The sequence below is a fragment of the Prochlorococcus marinus genome (assembly GCF_001180245.1).
Taxonomy (GTDB): Bacteria; Cyanobacteriota; Cyanobacteriia; order PCC-6307; family Cyanobiaceae; genus Prochlorococcus_A; species Prochlorococcus_A marinus_F.
In genome coordinates this window covers 1-15,589 of sequence record NZ_CVSV01000045.1, presented here as the reverse complement: position 1 = coordinate 15,589, position 15,589 = coordinate 1, and the positions used below count along the sequence as shown (strand labels likewise).

The following is a 15,589-nucleotide window of genomic DNA, read 5'->3' as shown; positions in this document are numbered from 1 at the left end:
ACAACAAAAATTATCATTGATGATTCCTGGACCCACACCAGTTCCAGAAAAAGTTTTACACGCATTAAGTAAGCATCCAATAGGACATCGTAGTAAAGAATTCCAAGATCTCGTTGAGAGCACTACCAAAAACTTACAATGGCTTCATCAAACTCAAAATGATGTTCTAACAATTACTGGTAGTGGAACTGCCGCAATGGAAGCTGGAATAATAAATACCTTAAGTAAAGGAGATAAAGTAATTTGTGGAGAAAATGGAAAATTTGGTGAAAGATGGGTAAAAGTTGCAAAAGAATTTGGTTTAGAAGTTATAAATATTGATTCAGAATGGGGCACTCCGCTTGATCCAGAAGAATTCAAAAAGGTATTAGAGGAAGATAAACAAAAAGAAATAAAAGCAGTTATCTTGACTCATTCTGAAACTTCCACAGGTGTAATTAATGATCTAAAAACTATAAGTACATATATTCGCGAACACAACACAGCTTTATCAATTGTTGACTGCGTTACAAGTCTTGGAGCTTGCAGTGTACCAGTAGATGAATGGGAATTAGATGTTGTTGCTTCAGGATCACAAAAAGGATATATGATACCCCCAGGGCTTAGTTTTATATCAATGAGCCAAAAAGCTTGGGAAGCTACAGAGAAATCTAACTTACCAAAATTTTATTTAAATTTAAAATCCTATAGAAAGAGTCTTTTAAGCAACAGTAATCCATATACTCCAGCAGTTAATTTAATTTTTGCTTTAGATGAAGCTTTAAAAATGATGAGAGAAGAAGGCTTAGATAACATTTTCTTCAGACACAATAAACATAAATTAGCGGTAAGCAATGCAACGAAGGCTTTAAATTTAAAATTATTTGCTGACGAAAAATACTTAAGCCCTTCAATTACAGCAATAAAAACTGGAGAAATGGATGCTGAAGAATTTAGAAAAACAATAAAAAATAATTTTGATATTTTACTTGCTGGGGGACAAGATCATTTAAAAGGAAAAATATTTAGAGTCGGGCACTTAGGTTATGTTAATGATAGAGATATTATTACAGTAGTTTCTGCTATAAGTAATACTCTTCTAAGTCTTGGAAAAATTACAACTCAGCAAGCTGGTGAAGCATTAGCTGAGGTATCTAAACATCTTGCAGGAAATTGAGTTAAGTTCCTGGCTCTTCAACATTTCCGCCTAATTCAACAATCTTTTTTCTAAGAACTATTGATTTTTTTTCATCACCCTTAGTTTGAGCTATTGCGAGGGCAAACTCTAATTTTTCTAACTGGTGACCACCTTCAAAGAAAGATAATTTTTTCTTGATACGGTTTTTATTTTCTTTGTATGAAATTTTTGAAGACATAAAAATTCATGCTTTATCTAATATTATGCCAACAAAAGGGGACATTACGAGAGGAAACAAAAATATTATTTGATTAAAAACTTAAGAAAAAAAATTTTTTATTAATATATTGATCAAAACTCTCTCAAATTTATGCTAAACATAAATCTACTCTACTATCTAATTGCAGGAGGAATTTTTGGTGCTTTAGCTCTAAAAACGGGTATTCCTGCTGCGCCTCTTGCAGGTGCTTTAATAGGCGCAAGCATACTTAGCATCAGTGGCAAAGTCAATGTAGCAGAGTGGCCAATCGGCACAAGAACAATCTTGGAGATTGGAATTGGAACTGTCATTGGTACATCATTAACAAAAGACTCATTAGTTGATATTCAAAACTTATGGAGGCCAGCAATATTAATAACGTTTACTTTAGTTCTTACTGGATTAGCGATTGGATTATGGACAAGCAGATTACTTAATTTAGACTTAATAACAACAATTCTAGGAGCTGCACCAGGGGGAATTAGCGGAATGAGTCTTGTTGGGTCGGAATACGGAGTAGGAGCAGCAGTAGCAACTCTTCACGCAGTAAGATTGATTACTGTGCTTCTAATTCTTCCATTAGTTGTGAAATGCTTGAATATATTTGGATTAATTAAATAGTAAATTTCTATAGACATATTCATAATAAAAGATATTTTTAAATAGAATATAAACGACTAATGAAAAGATTTAAAAAACTAATATTATTTTCGTTGGTAATTTTCACACCTCTAACTCTTACTACTCCAAAAGCAAATGCAAGTTCATTTGGTGCACAAATTTTTTGTACTATGCGAGATGGGGGAAATGACCATGAAAGTAGTTGGGATGCGGCTTATACATATATAAAAAAACAAAAAGGAGGATTATTCAAAGTTTCACCTAAAAATGCAGCAGCGCAAATAACAGAAACAGTTATACGAGAAAAAGAAAAATTTAGTTATTGCGTTGAATATTTAGATAATCTGCATCCAAATAGAAAACTAATGCGAGATTTAGAAAAAGAAAAAAACAGAAAAGAAAAAGAAGCACAAGATAGAGAAAACAAAAGAATAAAATTAGAAAAAGAATTAGAAGAGACTAATAAAGAAATTTCTGAAGAATTTACTGATGAAACATTTGACAGATATAGTTATTAATCAATTTTTATAAAGATAATAATTTTTTCTAAATTTACTAAATACTATTTTGTATCTAAACACACTAAAAAATATTTTTTCTGGCCAATGAAGGCTAAAAAGCATAAATAATTATTGACTTTTAACATATTCAAGCCATCATTTATTTAACTAAATATTCTGAATGCATATTAATGATGCGGTGTTTTTAGAGGATTTATGTCCTAAGTTCAGATTAAGACAATGGCGAAAATCTATTCATAAGTTTACAGGAAAGAGTTGTATATATTGCGGAAAAACTTCCGAATCTATTGACCATGTAATACCAAGAAGCCAAGGAGGCTTAAGTACAACGGAAAACTGTGTACCAGCATGCCTTTCCTGTAATGGTGATAAATCAGATGAAAATGCTTTGTATTGGTATAGAAGACAAAAATTTTATGATCCTCGAAGAGCAATGGCTATAAGAGCTTGGTTAGATGGAGATTTAAGACTAGCGATAAGATTACTGCAATGGGCTAATCCTAATTTTCAGGTTAATAAAAATAACGGAAAAGATGGATCAGAATACAGAGCAGCTTGATCACCAAACATTACATATTTTTTTAGCGTTATAACTCTCACATATATTTTCCAGTTCTCTTGGCGATTCTGGGAATATTAAAATTGTCGAAAATGAAATAAGAAGTACAAATAGTTTTTGATAGAATTTAAAGTTAATAAAACTGATTTCTTTTTCTTTAAGACGACTATAACTTTTGCTAATGCAATAAGTTTTTAATTTTAATTCAGGTTTAAGAACTGCCTTCATCATTAATAATACATATGTACTACTTTATCAACACATGAAGAATTCCGCAAGTTCACTAAATAGTAAAAATAAATTTTTAATCTTCGGATGTGGGTTCAGCGGTAGTTTCTTTGCAAAAAAAATTAGACAATTAGGTTATACCGCTTTAATAAGTTCGAGATCTGAAAAAAAAGATCCAGATAGTTTCCTATTCAACAGCGAAATCGGTATTATTCCTACCAAAAAAACTTTTGATGGAGTCACACATATTCTTAGTTGCATACCTCCCGACAAGAATGGAAAAGATCCCGTATTAAGCAGTCTTAAGGATCAGCTAAAAAGTTTATCCCTTGAATGGGTTGGCTATTTATCTACAACAGGAGTTTACGGTAACACTAAGGGTGATTGGGTTTCCGAAATTGATAATCCAAACCCTGTTCAGGAAAGAAGTCATAAAAGATTAAATTGTGAAAAAGAATGGCTTGAATCCGGTTTACCTGTACAAATTTTTAGGTTACCTGGTATTTATGGACCTGGACGATCCACTTTTGAAGCAATAAAAGATAAAAAAGTTCGTGTTATATCTAAAAAAAATCAGGTATTTTCAAGAATTCATGTTGCTGATATTACTAATGCAATTATCTATCTATTACAAAATAAAAATTCATTAAAGTTTTATCAGATTATTAATATTGCAGATGATCAACCCTGTTCTCAGATAGAAGTTATTCAATATTGCTACGATTTACTTGGCTTAACGATGCCAAGGCCAGTGTTATTTGAAGATGCAAAAAAAGAATTATCACCTATCGCTCAATCTTTTTGGATGGAAAATAGAAGAGTTTCCAATAAACTACTATGCGAAACACTCGGATATAAACTAATTTATAAAAACTATAAAATAGGTTTAAAAAATTGCTATTTGAATAGTTAAAAAATAAATTTAAAAACTCTTTATGAATTTTCAGAATACAAAAAAGGATTTGAAGCTAGTAATAAGCGTGGGAGATGAGTCAGGTATTGGACCCGAAATAATTTTAAAAGCACTTTGTTCTAATGAGATATCAGACAATATTGACTTTATATTGGTTGGATCAAAAAGAAATTTACAAAATACTTACAACCATCTTAGATCCCTAGGATTAGAAAACCTTGCAAATCCTAAAGATTTAGAAATACATGATCTCGAAATTTCCTCAGCAGATAATGATTCTAAATCAAGTTATGGTAATGCAAGTTTCTATTACTTAACAAAAGCAATTGAACTTGTAAAACAACATCCTAATTCAGCACTTGTAACTGGACCAATTTGCAAGAAATCATGGTCACTATCAGGTCATTACTTCTCTGGTCAAACTGAAGTATTAGCAAAATCGTGTGGAGTTAAAAATGTTGGAATGTTATTTACAGCAAAATCACCAATCACAGGATGGAGATTCAATACGCTACTAGCTACAACTCACATAGCTCTTTGTGAGGTTCCCAATCAATTAACTCCAGAATTAATCCATTCAAAACTAAACCTTTTCAAAGATTTTTGTAATACCTATGTTGATAAACCTACTTTAAAAGTAGCAGGATTAAACCCTCATGCTGGTGAAGAGGGGATTTTGGGCAGTGAAGAAAAAGATTGGCTCAATGATTCATTGATTGCTTGGAATAAAAAGAATAGAGGTATTAAATTGTTAGGCCCTTTATCACCAGATAGTTGTTGGAATTCTTCCGTAAAAGCATGGAATTATAAAGATGCGGAAAAGCATGATGGTATTCTCGCCATGTATCATGATCAAGGTTTAATACCAATGAAAATAATAGCTCTTAATTACTCAGTAAATACCACAATAGGTTTGCCGTTTATAAGAACATCCCCAGATCATGGGACGGGATTTGATATTGCTGGAAAAGGAGTAGCTGAATCTCACAGTATGATTGAGGCTATAAAAGCTGCTGTAGAAATGACCAATAATTCAAGACTGCTTAACACGCATTAAAACTTGACCAAATTCAACTGGTGTTCCATTTTCAACGAGAATCTCTACTATTTCAGCGTTAAATTCAGATTCAATTTCATTCATTAACTTCATAGCTTCCAAAATGCAAATAGTTTGGCCGACCTTAACAATGTTTCCAACTTCTACGAATGGGTCCTCGCCAGGAGCTGCCGCTCTGTAAAAGGTTCCAACCATAGGTGATGTTATTTCAGTAAGGTCAGAGCGCCCAGGAGGGGCTACCTGAGGCGCTTCAGGCTCATTAGCAACTGGGATATTATTATTGAAAGTTTTTTCATTAGCAATTGTTTGCCTATCAAATGAAGTATTAGATACTAAATTATTAACAACTTGATTTTGATCAAATAAGTTCCTTTTTATTTCGAGTTTAAAATCTTCTCCCTCTAGTGAGAATTCTTGAATATCGCTTGTAGAGATTTTCTCTATTAAGCGATTTAAGTCATCATGATCTAATTTCATAGCCATTAATTTTCACGTCCAAGATAACTATCATTACGGGTATCAACTTTAATCATTTCTCCAACAGAAATAAATAAAGGAACCATAACTTGAGCACCTGTTTCTAGAATAGCTGGTTTCGTGCCCCCACTAGCAGTATCACCTTTAACTCCAGGATCAGTCTCTGTAACTTTCAAAGTAATAGATATTGGAAGTTCTACTTCTAAAACTTTACCATTATGGAAAATTACATTAACCTCCATACCCTCTTTCAAATACTTAGCACCCTTACCGATTTGTTCTGAAGAAAGTCTTGTCTCCTCAAAACTTGTCATATCCATAAAAACATAATCACCAGACTCCACATAAGTGTGTTGCAGGTTAGACTTCTCAAGGATAGCCTGCTGTACTGATTCTCCGGCTCGAAAAGTTTTTTCAACTACGTTGCCGCTTTGAACTGATTTTAATTTTGTTCGCACGAAAGCAGAACCCTTGCCAGGCTTGACATGTAGAAATTCTACAACACGCCAAACTTGTCCATCCAATTCGATGGTAGTACCTGTGCGAAAATCGTTACTGGAAATCATTCCTGTATTACATCCCCAAGGATCATAAACCTGCAAGAGTGCTATGCAAAAATTCTTATCAAATCAGAACAAACTTTTCGTAATTCTATCGATTGTAATTTTACAGTTTTTTCTCTTAAAACCGATTCAAGTACTAGCTGATTTGCCTACTGGAAATGCAGTAAAAGACCCTAGTGCAATCCTCAGAAACGCACTCCCTATCAAGCAAGTTGAGTTACAAGAACTTCAACACAAATTGGAAGAAACTAGTGACCTTGTAAGAGGAGGAAGATGGCCCGCTCTCACGAAAACTGTTACAAAATGTCAATCTTTACTAAAAAAATACCAGAGTAAAATTATTAAAGAATTACCTAACGATAAAAAGAAAATTGCTGAAAAAACATTTTTAGAACTCAAAGATAATCTTGAAAATCTTCAAGATTACTCTAAATCAAAGGATAAATACTCATTTATAACGACCCGAAGAGATGCTTTAGATAAAATAGGTGGATTAGAAGAATATTTTCTACCAAACGAATTTCCATACTCTATTCCCCAGGAATTTGATAATTTACCAAGATTACTAGGCAGAGCAAAGGTTAATATAAAAACCTCGAAAGGAGATATGCAAGCTATTGTGGATGGATTTAACGCTCCACTTACAGCAGGAGCATTTATAGATTTATCTTCAAAAAACTTCTACAAAGACTTACCTATCAACAGAGCAGAAGAATTTTTTGTACTGCAAACAGGTGATCCAATTGGTGAAGATATTGGTTACGTAGATCCTGAAACAAACGAAGAACGTCACGTTCCCTTAGAAATTAGAATTCCTGATGAAAAAGATACTTTTTATAATCAAACTTTTGAAGATTTAGGTCTTTACACAGAGACGCCAACATTGCCATTTGCAACACTTGGAACTCTAGGATGGTCCCATTCAAATACCGCAGTTGATGATGGCTCATCGCAATTTTTCTTCTTTTTATATGAAGCAGAATTAAATCCAGCAGGTCGCAATTTAATTGACGGGAGGAATGCTGCCTTTGGTTACGTTATAGATGGATTTGATGTATTAGAAGAGCTTACTAAAGATGACACAATAATTTCGATTGATGTTTTAGATGGGATTGAAAACCTCAAATTACATGCATAAAGAAATATTAGAAGATATAGGGGAAAAAGAATTAATAAATAGGCTAAGAAAATTTATGCCTAAAAACCAAATTTCAGATGATTGTGCTTTAATCAAAACTAAAAATGAAAATATACTTGTTAATAGTGATTCTTTGGTAGAAAATGTTCATTTCAATGACATTACTATTTGTCCTGGGGACCTGGGTTGGAAAGCAGTTGTTAGCAACATCTCTGACTTATTATCAAGTGGAAGCAAGCAAACTATAGGTATTACAATCAGCCTAGTTCTACCTGCTAGAACTGAGTGGATTTGGGTTGAAGAATTATACAAAGGAATAAATAAAGCATTAAAAGAATATGGCGGGATGATTCTAGGGGGAGATTGCTCAAAGGGAAATGAAAAAATAATTGCAATTACGGCCTTTGGAATTCAAGGTGAACTTGAATTGCGAAGAAACGCGTGTAAACCAGGAGATATAATCTTAACTACAGGAATTCATGGTCTTAGCAAACTAGGATTTATGATACAAAATAAAGTTAATTTCGATAATGATTTTTCTCTTAATAAAAAATTAATCAGGAAGTCCATTGAACATTTTTGCCGCCCTAAAGTCTACCCAAATTTTCTAAATAATCTTCTCACAACTCGCGCCAATAAAAAACTAACGAGAGTAGGATGCACTGATAGCAGTGATGGTCTATTTCAAGCCTTACAAGATTTAGCAATTGCTAGCAACTGTAAAGCGATAATAAATTATGAAAAAATACCTAAAGATAAAGATTGGCCTAAAGGAGATAAATGGGACGAATATTATTTTTTTGGAGGTGAAGACTATGAATTAGTTTTCTCATTACCAAAAGAATGGGCAAAAAATATATCTAAACTTAATAAAGATATTTACGAAATTGGGTTTTTTGTTGATGGTAAACCATCAATAGAATTTAAAGATAATAAAAAAAATAAATTACTCAATAACAAACCTTTCAAACACTTTTAATTATTCCCAATTTTTAGCAACAATCTCAGCTAAATCTACAACTCTCTGACTATAACCCCACTCATTGTCATACCATGCAAGAACCTTTACAAGATTATCTCCGATACACATAGTAAGGTCACTATCCACAATTGATGATTCATTAGTACCTGCATAATCGCTTGACACTAATGGTTCATCTCCGTACTTGATGATGCCTTGCATTGAGCTTAGAGATGCTTCCTTGAGAGCGTTATTGACTTCTTCGGTTGTGACAGATTTAGAAGATTCAAATACGAAATCTACTGCTGAAACGTTAGGAGTTGGAACTCTCATTGCAATTCCTGTTAATTTGCCTTTCATTTCTGGGTATACCAGTGCTACTGCTTTTGCAGCACCTGTAGAAGTAGGAACAATGTTTGTAGCAGCGGCTCTAGCCCTTCTTAGATCTCTATGACTATTATCTAAAATTCTTTGATCTCCTGTATAACTATGAATTGTAGTCATCAAACCTTTGTTAATCCCAAAAGTTTGGTCTAAAACTTTAACTACTGGAGCTAAACAGTTCGTTGTACAACTGGCATTACTTAAAATATCATAATCTTTGTGTTTGTATGTATCAGCATTAACTCCAACTACATAAGTACCAACGCCATCGCCTTTTCCAGGAGCAGTTAAGATAACTTTTTTTGCTCCTACCTCTAAATGCTTACTTGCACCTACGTCTGTGTTAAATACCCCAGTAGATTCAATAACTAAATCTACACCCCAGTCCTTCCAAGGGAGATTCAATGGGTTTCTATCAGAAAAACATTTAATAGTCTTGTTATTAATTACAAAAGTATCATCAGTATATTGAATATCAACACCATCAAGTTGACCAAGAACTGAGTCATACTTTAATAGATGAGCATTAGTCTTAGGATCTGAGGTAACGTTAATTCCAACTACTTCAATATTGGTGTAAGCCCCTCTACTAAGCCAACAACGCATAAAGTTTCGACCAATTCTGCCAAAGCCGTTAATTGCAACACGCAAAGTCATAACTAATAATTTCTAAATGATTAACCTAAGTTGCTGATCATACTGAATTTTGTGCAATAACGTAAGGTTTTTTTGATTTATTAAGCAAATAAGTCTAGTTTTGTATTAATTCAAGAAAAAAAAACATTTTTTTTTAAGAAAAAATAGCAAAATTTTACCTAGAAGTTATTTTGATTTAAGCAAAAGAAAAACATTGGATAAAAAATTACTGTTGAAAAGTCATTTTCATTTCATTGGGATTGGAGGTATTGGAATGTCAGCATTAGCAATAGGTTTACTTAAAAAAGGTTGTTCAGTTTCAGGATCTGATTTAGTTAAAAATAATGAAACTAAAAAATTGGAGAAATTAGGTGCAGTAATCTTTACTTCTCAAATTCAACAAAATATTAAATTTGTTATTTCAAAATTTACCAACAAATTGATTAATTTTGTTGTAAGCTCCGCGATCAAGCCAGAAAATGAAGAATTTTTATACTGCAGAGAAAAAAATTTATCAATAAAACATCGTTCAGATATACTCGCAATGCTAATGCGTACTTATACTACATTGGCGGTAGCTGGCAGTCACGGAAAAACATCAACCAGTACATTTCTATCTACAATACTTGAATTATGTACAGGTAATTCTTCTTCAATAACTGGAGGAATAATTCCTATTTACAACTCTAATTGTCATTTAGAAAATACAAAATTCTTAGTGGCTGAAGTTGATGAATCTGATGGGACAATTAACAAATATAAATCTGATATTGGAATAATCAATAACATCGATTTTGATCATTGCGATCACTTTTCTAATTTAAGTGAAGTCATATCTTCTTTTAAAAGTTTCGCTACAAACTCTAAAAAATTATTACTTAATTTTGATTGTGAAATTTCAAGAAATAATTTTTATTCTAATTACAAGTGGTCAAACACTACGTCAGAAAACGTAGCTTATGCAATAATCCCAGCTGAAATTAATTCAAAGTATACAATTGGAAAATACTATGAAAATGGAAATTTTATTAGTAGTTTAAATATTCCGATTCCAGGTTTACACAATCTATCTAATGTCACTGCAGCAATAGCAGCTTCAAGAATGATAGGAGTAGATTTTTTGGAAATTAAAAAAAATATAAAATATCTGAAACTACCAAAAAAAAGATTTGAATTCAGAGGCCAAATAGATCAAAGAAGTTTATATGATGATTACGCGCATCACCCAAACGAAATAAAAGAGACGATTCAATTAGGAAGATTATTTATTCAGCAAAAAAATAATAAGGAATCTCAAAAAAGAAGATTAATAGCTATATTTCAACCTCATAGATACTCTCGAGTAAAGAAATTTATTAAAGAGTTCGCTGAAGAATTATCGAAAGCAGATGTTATTTATATAACCAGTATTTATGGGGCAGGGGAAGTAAACGAAGATAAAATTACTTCGAAAATTATCACTGATATGATTTATAAAAAAAATAAAAATGTATGTTACATAAATAATTATCATGAAGTTACAAAGAATTTTTATCAATTAACTCAAAAAGGTGATTTAATTTTGAATATGGGAGCTGGTGATTGTCATAATTTCTGGTCAATTTTAAATGAAAAAAATAACTAATTTATGAATAAAAAAATTTTTTCTGAAAAATGTAATTTAAGTAGTTATACAACTATAAAAGTGGGAGGAGTAGCTGAATATTTTGCTGAGCCAAAAAGCATTGAAGAATTTTCACATCTAATAAAATGGGCTAATTTAAACAAACAAAGATGTCAAATAATTGGCGCAGGTTCCAATCTTTTAATAAATAATATTTTTATAAAAGGCTTAGTTGTGTGCACAAAAAAATTAAAATCATTAAAGATAGAGCCATATTCAGGAATTGTTGAGGCGGAAGCAGGTGTGATGCTCCCAACATTATCTAATTCTCTTGCTAAAAATGGATTACAAGGAGGTGAATGGGCTGTCGGAATTCCAGGAACATTAGGAGGGGCAATTTATATGAATGCTGGCACAGGCAATTTATCTCTGGCAAAAAATCTTATTTCCGTAAAAGTTATAAACAATAAAACTAATGAGAAACTTGAAATTGAAAAAAAAGATATAAACTTTGAGTATAGATTTAGTTCTTTTCAAAAAAATGATTTAACAATTATTAGTGCAAAACTACATTTTGAGCCTAATGGGAATCTAGAACAATTAATTCAAACAACCAAAAATAACCTTAAATTAAAAACAGACACACAACCATATCATCAGCCAAGTTTTGGTAGTGTTTTTAAAAATCCTCAAAATAATTATGCAGCAAAATTAATTGATGAAATAGGTTTAAAAGGATTTAAAATTGGAGGTGCTGAAATTTCTACAATACATTCAAATTTTATAATTAACACTTCTTCAGCAAGTTCAAAAGATATTTATGAATTAATAACAGTAATTCAACAAAAAGTACTACAAAACAAGGGAATTTTTTTGCAACCAGAAGTAAGAATGATTGGTTTTGACTATCCTAACTAAAGAAACTTTTTTACAAAATGGCGGGTTTTGGACTTCCTAACTTTGGACAACTTACAGAAGCTTTTAAAAAAGCTAAACAAATTCAGCAAGATGCTCAAAAATTACAAGATGAACTTGAAAATATGGAGATTGAAGGAAAAAGTGATGATGAAATGATAAAAGTCTGGATAAGTGGAAATCAACTTCCTTTAAAGGTAGAAGTACAAGAAAATTTTTTAAACGCAGATAAAGAAAAAATAGAGCAAAACATTCTACAAGCTATTAAAAAAGCTCATGAATTATCAACTACAACTATGAAAGAAAGGATGAATGACTTGACTGGTGGATTAAATCTTAATCTTCCTGGTTTTGATAATAGTGACTCTTAGAAGACTCAATCATGTCTTTATAAAAAGGATATCTTTCGAAGGATTTATTTAAATTACATCCATCGTCTTTTAAATGTAAGCAGTTACGAAATTTACACTTAATTCCTTCTTCGATTACCTGTTTATATATCTCTGAATAAAGATTTGGTAACAACTTAATATCAACCTCTAGAGGTTGCATATTAAAACCAGGAGTATCCACAATGTAACTTTGATTCGAAATTGAAAATAACTCAACATTTCGAGTAGTGTTTTTACCTCTCTTAATTTTATTTGAAACTGGAGAAGTATTATTTTGAAGACCAGGAATTATCATATTAAGCAAAGTAGTTTTGCCAACACCTGATGGACCCATAAAAATTGAACACTTTTTTTGCTTTAATTCAGCTAAGAAATTATTAAAGTAATCAGATCTCTCTAAATTTAAAGTTATTGTTTGATAGCCCCATTTCTCAAATTTATTAATTAATGAAGATCTTCTTAAATCTGAAATTAAATCACATTTTGTCAAAACTAATGACACCTCAACACCCATAGATTCTGCTGATATCAAAAACCTATTCACTTGAGATAAATTTAACTCTGGCTCTTCAACTGAAAAAGTTACGTATATGTTAGAAATATTAGCAACTGAGGGTCTAACTAATAAATTTTTTCTTTTTATAAGACTTGTTATTACTGCACGTTTGCTTTGTAAATCAATATTGTCAATTATTACTTCGTCACCAACATAAATTAATTGATCCTTGAAATTTATAGACTTCTTCACCTTGCATAAAAATTTATCGCTATTTTCAAAGTTTTCTTGATTTTTTAAGTCAACTAAAAAAAACTCATTAAATTTTTTCGTAACTAAACCTAAATTTTTACTATTAATTTTCATTCAATATTTTTATTTTTATAAATTTTTCACTTTCTTTAATTGGCTCAAACAAACATCCCATCTCTTTTAAGTTATTTAATACCATTTCTTCTGGTTCCCCTTTATCTAGTTCAACTATAAGGTGTTCATTTTTGGATAATTTTTCCAAAGCCAATTTGATTTTGACAACATTTAAAGGACATGGAACAGATTTAAGATCCAAATGCTTTAAAGAAATCATTAGGATTCTTTACCAAATAATTTACTAAAAAGTCCACTACTGGAATTAATACTTTTGTCTGAATATTGAGAAGCTAAACCTTCTAAGAGCTTTCGTTCTTCTTCAGTTATACGAGTTGGCAATTTTACTTTTACTAAAACTTCATGATTTCCTCTAGCAACGGGATTACCAAGTCTAGGTACCCCTTTATTCTCAAGTGAGAGAGTTGTATTTGGCTGTGTACCACTTGGAATTTTTAAATTAACATTTCCATCAACTGTAGTAATTTCAACAGTATCACCTAAAATGGCCTGTAAATAACTAACATTTATTTCTGAGTAAATAGTCACACCATCTCTTTTAAGTTTTGAATCATTCTTAACCTTGATAAAAACATAAAGATCTCCTGGTGGACCTCCTTTCAAACCAACATTACCCTCTCCGGAAACTCTTAATTTGGTACCTGTATCAACTCCTGCAGGAATATTAATTCTTAATTTTTTTCTGACTTGCTTTACTCCATTACCGCCGCAACTTACACATGGATCAGCAATTATCTGACCAGCTCCATTGCATGAAGGACATTCAGCTACTTGTGTAAAATTACCGAAAGGTGTTCTAGTAGCTCTTCTCACTTGTCCACTACCCCCACATGTTGAACAAGTTTTTGGCCCGGTGCCTGGTTTGGCTCCTGTTCCCCTACAGATTTCACATGTCTCAAGATGAGGAATTTTAATTTCTCTTTGTTGACCAAATATTGCATCTTTAAAGTCAACATTGAGGTCATACCTTAGATCATCTCCTTGTTGAGGGCCTCTTCTTTGAGTTCTTCCACCCTGGGGATTTTGTCCACCAAAGCCATTAAAAAACGTTTCAAATAAATCTGCAAAGCCACCCATATCGCCCATATCAGGCATTCCAGCTGCACCTCCAAGGCCAGCCTCTCCAAACTGATCATATCTAGCTCTTGTTTCAGGATCAGCTAATGCTTCATAAGCCTTACCAATTTCTTTAAACTTATCTTCAGCACCAGGTTCTTTATTAACATCAGGATGATATTGTCTTGCTAATTTTCTATAAGCCCTTTTTAGGGTATCCGCATCAGCATCTCTTGAAACTCCAAGTATTTGGTAAAAATCAGCCATTAGATAATGCTTAAATAAGAATTTGGAATTTATACATTTTCAGAAGTATTTGCCTCTGAATCAACATCCCCTTCAACTGTATCCTTTTCTACTTCCTGTTGTGAATTTTGTTTACCAGGTCCCATAGAGACCTTCACCAATGCATGTCTCAAAACCTTACCTTCTAGGTGATATCCTCGCTGCAATTCTTCAATAATAAAATCCTCTTCAAACTCTTCACTAGGCTCTCTTAATACAGCTTCATGCAAGTTCGGATCAAATTGTTGACCAACAACTCTCATGGGTGACACTCCCTGTTGTTTTAAAACTTCTACCAATTGTTTATATAATCCTTGATAACTTCTATGAAGAGCTTGAGCTTCTTCACTTTCTGGTTTAAGTTGTTGTCTTGCTCTCTCAAAATTATCAACAATAGGAAGTATTGCAGTTAAAGTCTTTGAAACGAGTTGGATTTTTAAATCATCCTGATCCCTAGACTGCCTTTTTCTAAAATTATCAAAATCTGCTGAAATCCTTACATATTGATTTTTTAATGTTTCATGCTCTTTTTCTAATTGTTCTAATCTTGCATCATTATTTGAAATAGTATTTTTTAATTCTTCAGTATTTATTTCCTCTGTTTTTTGAGAAGATAATTCATCATTTTCGGTAGTTGAATTTTGCGTAGATGATCTATCTTCAGGAGAATTATCCTGGGTAGAAACATCATTTTCTTTATTATCAATATTGTCTGATTGATTTTCAATCATTTTTCTAAAATTTAATAAAACTATTTTCCAATAAAGTGATGCACAAAACAAGTTGCGGAAGGCCGCACAAATATTTAATCAGGAACAAACTTTAATGCTAATCCATTGTTACAGTATCTTTTACCAGTGGGAAGCGGCCCATCATTGAATACATGCCCTTGATGACCTCCGCATCGAGAGCAGTGATATTCGGTTCTTGGGACAATTAACTTGAAATCAACTTTTGTTTCTACTGATCCTTGAATTGAATCCCAAAAACTTGGCCATCCTGTACCGCTATCGTATTTTTT

Annotated in this window: 20 protein-coding genes; 11 read left to right on the top strand and 9 right to left on the bottom strand. The window is 32.2% G+C overall.

Features of this window, described 5'->3' with window-relative positions:
- Window positions 1–19 precede the first annotated feature (19 nt).
- Window positions 20–1,156, top strand: a complete 1,137-nt coding sequence (locus tag AMO19_RS01555) for a pyridoxal-phosphate-dependent aminotransferase family protein (RefSeq protein ID WP_075507120.1) — start codon at window positions 20–22, stop codon at window positions 1,154–1,156.
- A 1-nt stretch (window position 1,157) separates the two neighbouring features.
- On the opposite strand, the gene AMO19_RS01550 is transcribed toward AMO19_RS01555, so the two are convergent.
- Window positions 1,158–1,355, bottom strand: a complete 198-nt coding sequence (locus AMO19_RS01550; protein ID WP_025967735.1) for a hypothetical protein — start codon at window positions 1,353–1,355, stop codon at window positions 1,158–1,160.
- Window positions 1,356–1,487: 132 nt separating this feature from the next.
- Here AMO19_RS01550 and AMO19_RS01545 point away from each other — a divergent pair, with 132 nt between their 5' ends.
- From AMO19_RS01545 to pdxA, 5 genes are all read left to right on the top strand, one after another.
- Window positions 1,488–1,997 (top strand): AbrB family transcriptional regulator, encoded by a 510-nt coding sequence (locus tag AMO19_RS01545; protein ID WP_075507060.1) that lies wholly within the window; start codon window positions 1,488–1,490, stop codon window positions 1,995–1,997.
- A gap of 59 nt (window positions 1,998–2,056) precedes the next feature.
- Window positions 2,057–2,515: a DUF6554 family protein gene (locus AMO19_RS01540; RefSeq protein ID WP_075507059.1), complete on the top strand. Its 459-nt coding sequence runs from the start codon at window positions 2,057–2,059 to the stop codon at window positions 2,513–2,515.
- 163 nt (window positions 2,516–2,678) lie between these two features.
- Complete coding sequence (locus tag AMO19_RS01535; protein WP_075507058.1) at window positions 2,679–3,077, top strand: HNH endonuclease; 399 nt, start codon at window positions 2,679–2,681, stop codon at window positions 3,075–3,077.
- A 262-nt stretch (window positions 3,078–3,339) separates the two neighbouring features.
- Complete coding sequence (locus tag AMO19_RS01525; RefSeq protein ID WP_075507056.1) at window positions 3,340–4,218, top strand: SDR family oxidoreductase; 879 nt, start codon at window positions 3,340–3,342, stop codon at window positions 4,216–4,218.
- A gap of 22 nt (window positions 4,219–4,240) precedes the next feature.
- A complete protein-coding gene (gene pdxA / locus AMO19_RS01520; protein ID WP_075507055.1) occupies window positions 4,241–5,275 on the top strand; it encodes a 4-hydroxythreonine-4-phosphate dehydrogenase PdxA in 1,035 nt (344 codons plus the stop codon).
- On the opposite strand, the gene accB is transcribed toward pdxA, so the two are convergent.
- Both accB and efp read right to left on the bottom strand, forming a co-directional pair.
- Entirely contained in the window at window positions 5,252–5,758 is a 507-nt protein-coding gene (gene accB, locus AMO19_RS01515; protein ID WP_075507054.1) for an acetyl-CoA carboxylase biotin carboxyl carrier protein, read from the bottom strand. The two genes, pdxA and accB, sit on opposite strands and share 24 nt — an antisense overlap.
- Window positions 5,758–6,318: an elongation factor P gene (efp, locus tag AMO19_RS01510; protein WP_075507119.1), complete on the bottom strand. Its 561-nt coding sequence runs from the start codon at window positions 6,316–6,318 to the stop codon at window positions 5,758–5,760. Before efp ends, accB begins: the two co-directional genes overlap by 1 nt.
- A gap of 43 nt (window positions 6,319–6,361) precedes the next feature.
- Between efp and AMO19_RS01505 the strand changes: the two genes are divergently transcribed.
- Both AMO19_RS01505 and thiL read left to right on the top strand, forming a co-directional pair.
- A complete protein-coding gene (locus tag AMO19_RS01505; protein ID WP_075507053.1) occupies window positions 6,362–7,453 on the top strand; it encodes a peptidylprolyl isomerase in 1,092 nt (363 codons plus the stop codon).
- Entirely contained in the window at window positions 7,446–8,432 is a 987-nt protein-coding gene (thiL, locus tag AMO19_RS01500; protein WP_075507052.1) for a thiamine-phosphate kinase, read from the top strand. The genes AMO19_RS01505 and thiL overlap by 8 nt, the downstream gene beginning before the upstream one ends.
- Here thiL and gap read toward each other — a convergent pair whose 3' ends face one another.
- A complete protein-coding gene (gene gap / locus AMO19_RS01495; RefSeq protein ID WP_075507051.1) occupies window positions 8,433–9,455 on the bottom strand; it encodes a type I glyceraldehyde-3-phosphate dehydrogenase in 1,023 nt (340 codons plus the stop codon). It abuts the gene before it with no gap.
- A gap of 193 nt (window positions 9,456–9,648) precedes the next feature.
- Here gap and murC point away from each other — a divergent pair, with 193 nt between their 5' ends.
- From murC to AMO19_RS01480, 3 genes are read left to right on the top strand one after another with little or no spacing between them, the layout of a single operon-like run.
- Window positions 9,649–11,058 (top strand): UDP-N-acetylmuramate--L-alanine ligase, encoded by a 1,410-nt coding sequence (gene murC / locus AMO19_RS01490; protein ID WP_075507050.1) that lies wholly within the window; start codon window positions 9,649–9,651, stop codon window positions 11,056–11,058.
- A gap of 3 nt (window positions 11,059–11,061) precedes the next feature.
- Entirely contained in the window at window positions 11,062–11,955 is an 894-nt protein-coding gene (gene murB / locus AMO19_RS01485) for a UDP-N-acetylmuramate dehydrogenase (RefSeq protein ID WP_075507049.1), read from the top strand.
- 17 nt (window positions 11,956–11,972) lie between these two features.
- On the top strand, window positions 11,973–12,323 hold the full coding sequence (locus AMO19_RS01480; protein ID WP_075507048.1) for a YbaB/EbfC family nucleoid-associated protein: 351 nt from the start codon (window positions 11,973–11,975) through the stop codon (window positions 12,321–12,323).
- On the opposite strand, the gene rsgA is transcribed toward AMO19_RS01480, so the two are convergent.
- The 5 genes from rsgA to AMO19_RS01455 form a co-directional block, all read right to left on the bottom strand.
- Window positions 12,289–13,206: a ribosome small subunit-dependent GTPase A gene (gene rsgA, locus AMO19_RS01475; protein ID WP_075507047.1), complete on the bottom strand. Its 918-nt coding sequence runs from the start codon at window positions 13,204–13,206 to the stop codon at window positions 12,289–12,291. The two genes, AMO19_RS01480 and rsgA, sit on opposite strands and share 35 nt — an antisense overlap.
- Complete coding sequence (locus tag AMO19_RS01470; protein ID WP_075507046.1) at window positions 13,196–13,426, bottom strand: sulfurtransferase TusA family protein; 231 nt, start codon at window positions 13,424–13,426, stop codon at window positions 13,196–13,198. Before AMO19_RS01470 ends, rsgA begins: the two co-directional genes overlap by 11 nt.
- Entirely contained in the window at window positions 13,426–14,550 is a 1,125-nt protein-coding gene (gene dnaJ, locus AMO19_RS01465) for a molecular chaperone DnaJ (RefSeq protein ID WP_075507045.1), read from the bottom strand. Before dnaJ ends, AMO19_RS01470 begins: the two co-directional genes overlap by 1 nt.
- Window positions 14,551–14,579: 29 nt before the next feature.
- Window positions 14,580–15,299 carry a nucleotide exchange factor GrpE gene (gene grpE, locus AMO19_RS01460; RefSeq protein ID WP_075507118.1) on the bottom strand — a complete coding sequence of 240 codons (720 nt, stop codon included), beginning with the start codon at window positions 15,297–15,299 and terminating at the stop codon, window positions 14,580–14,582.
- A 74-nt stretch (window positions 15,300–15,373) separates the two neighbouring features.
- Window positions 15,374–15,589 (bottom strand): peptide-methionine (R)-S-oxide reductase (locus AMO19_RS01455; RefSeq protein ID WP_146255916.1); only part of this gene is annotated, 216 nt, incomplete at its 5' end.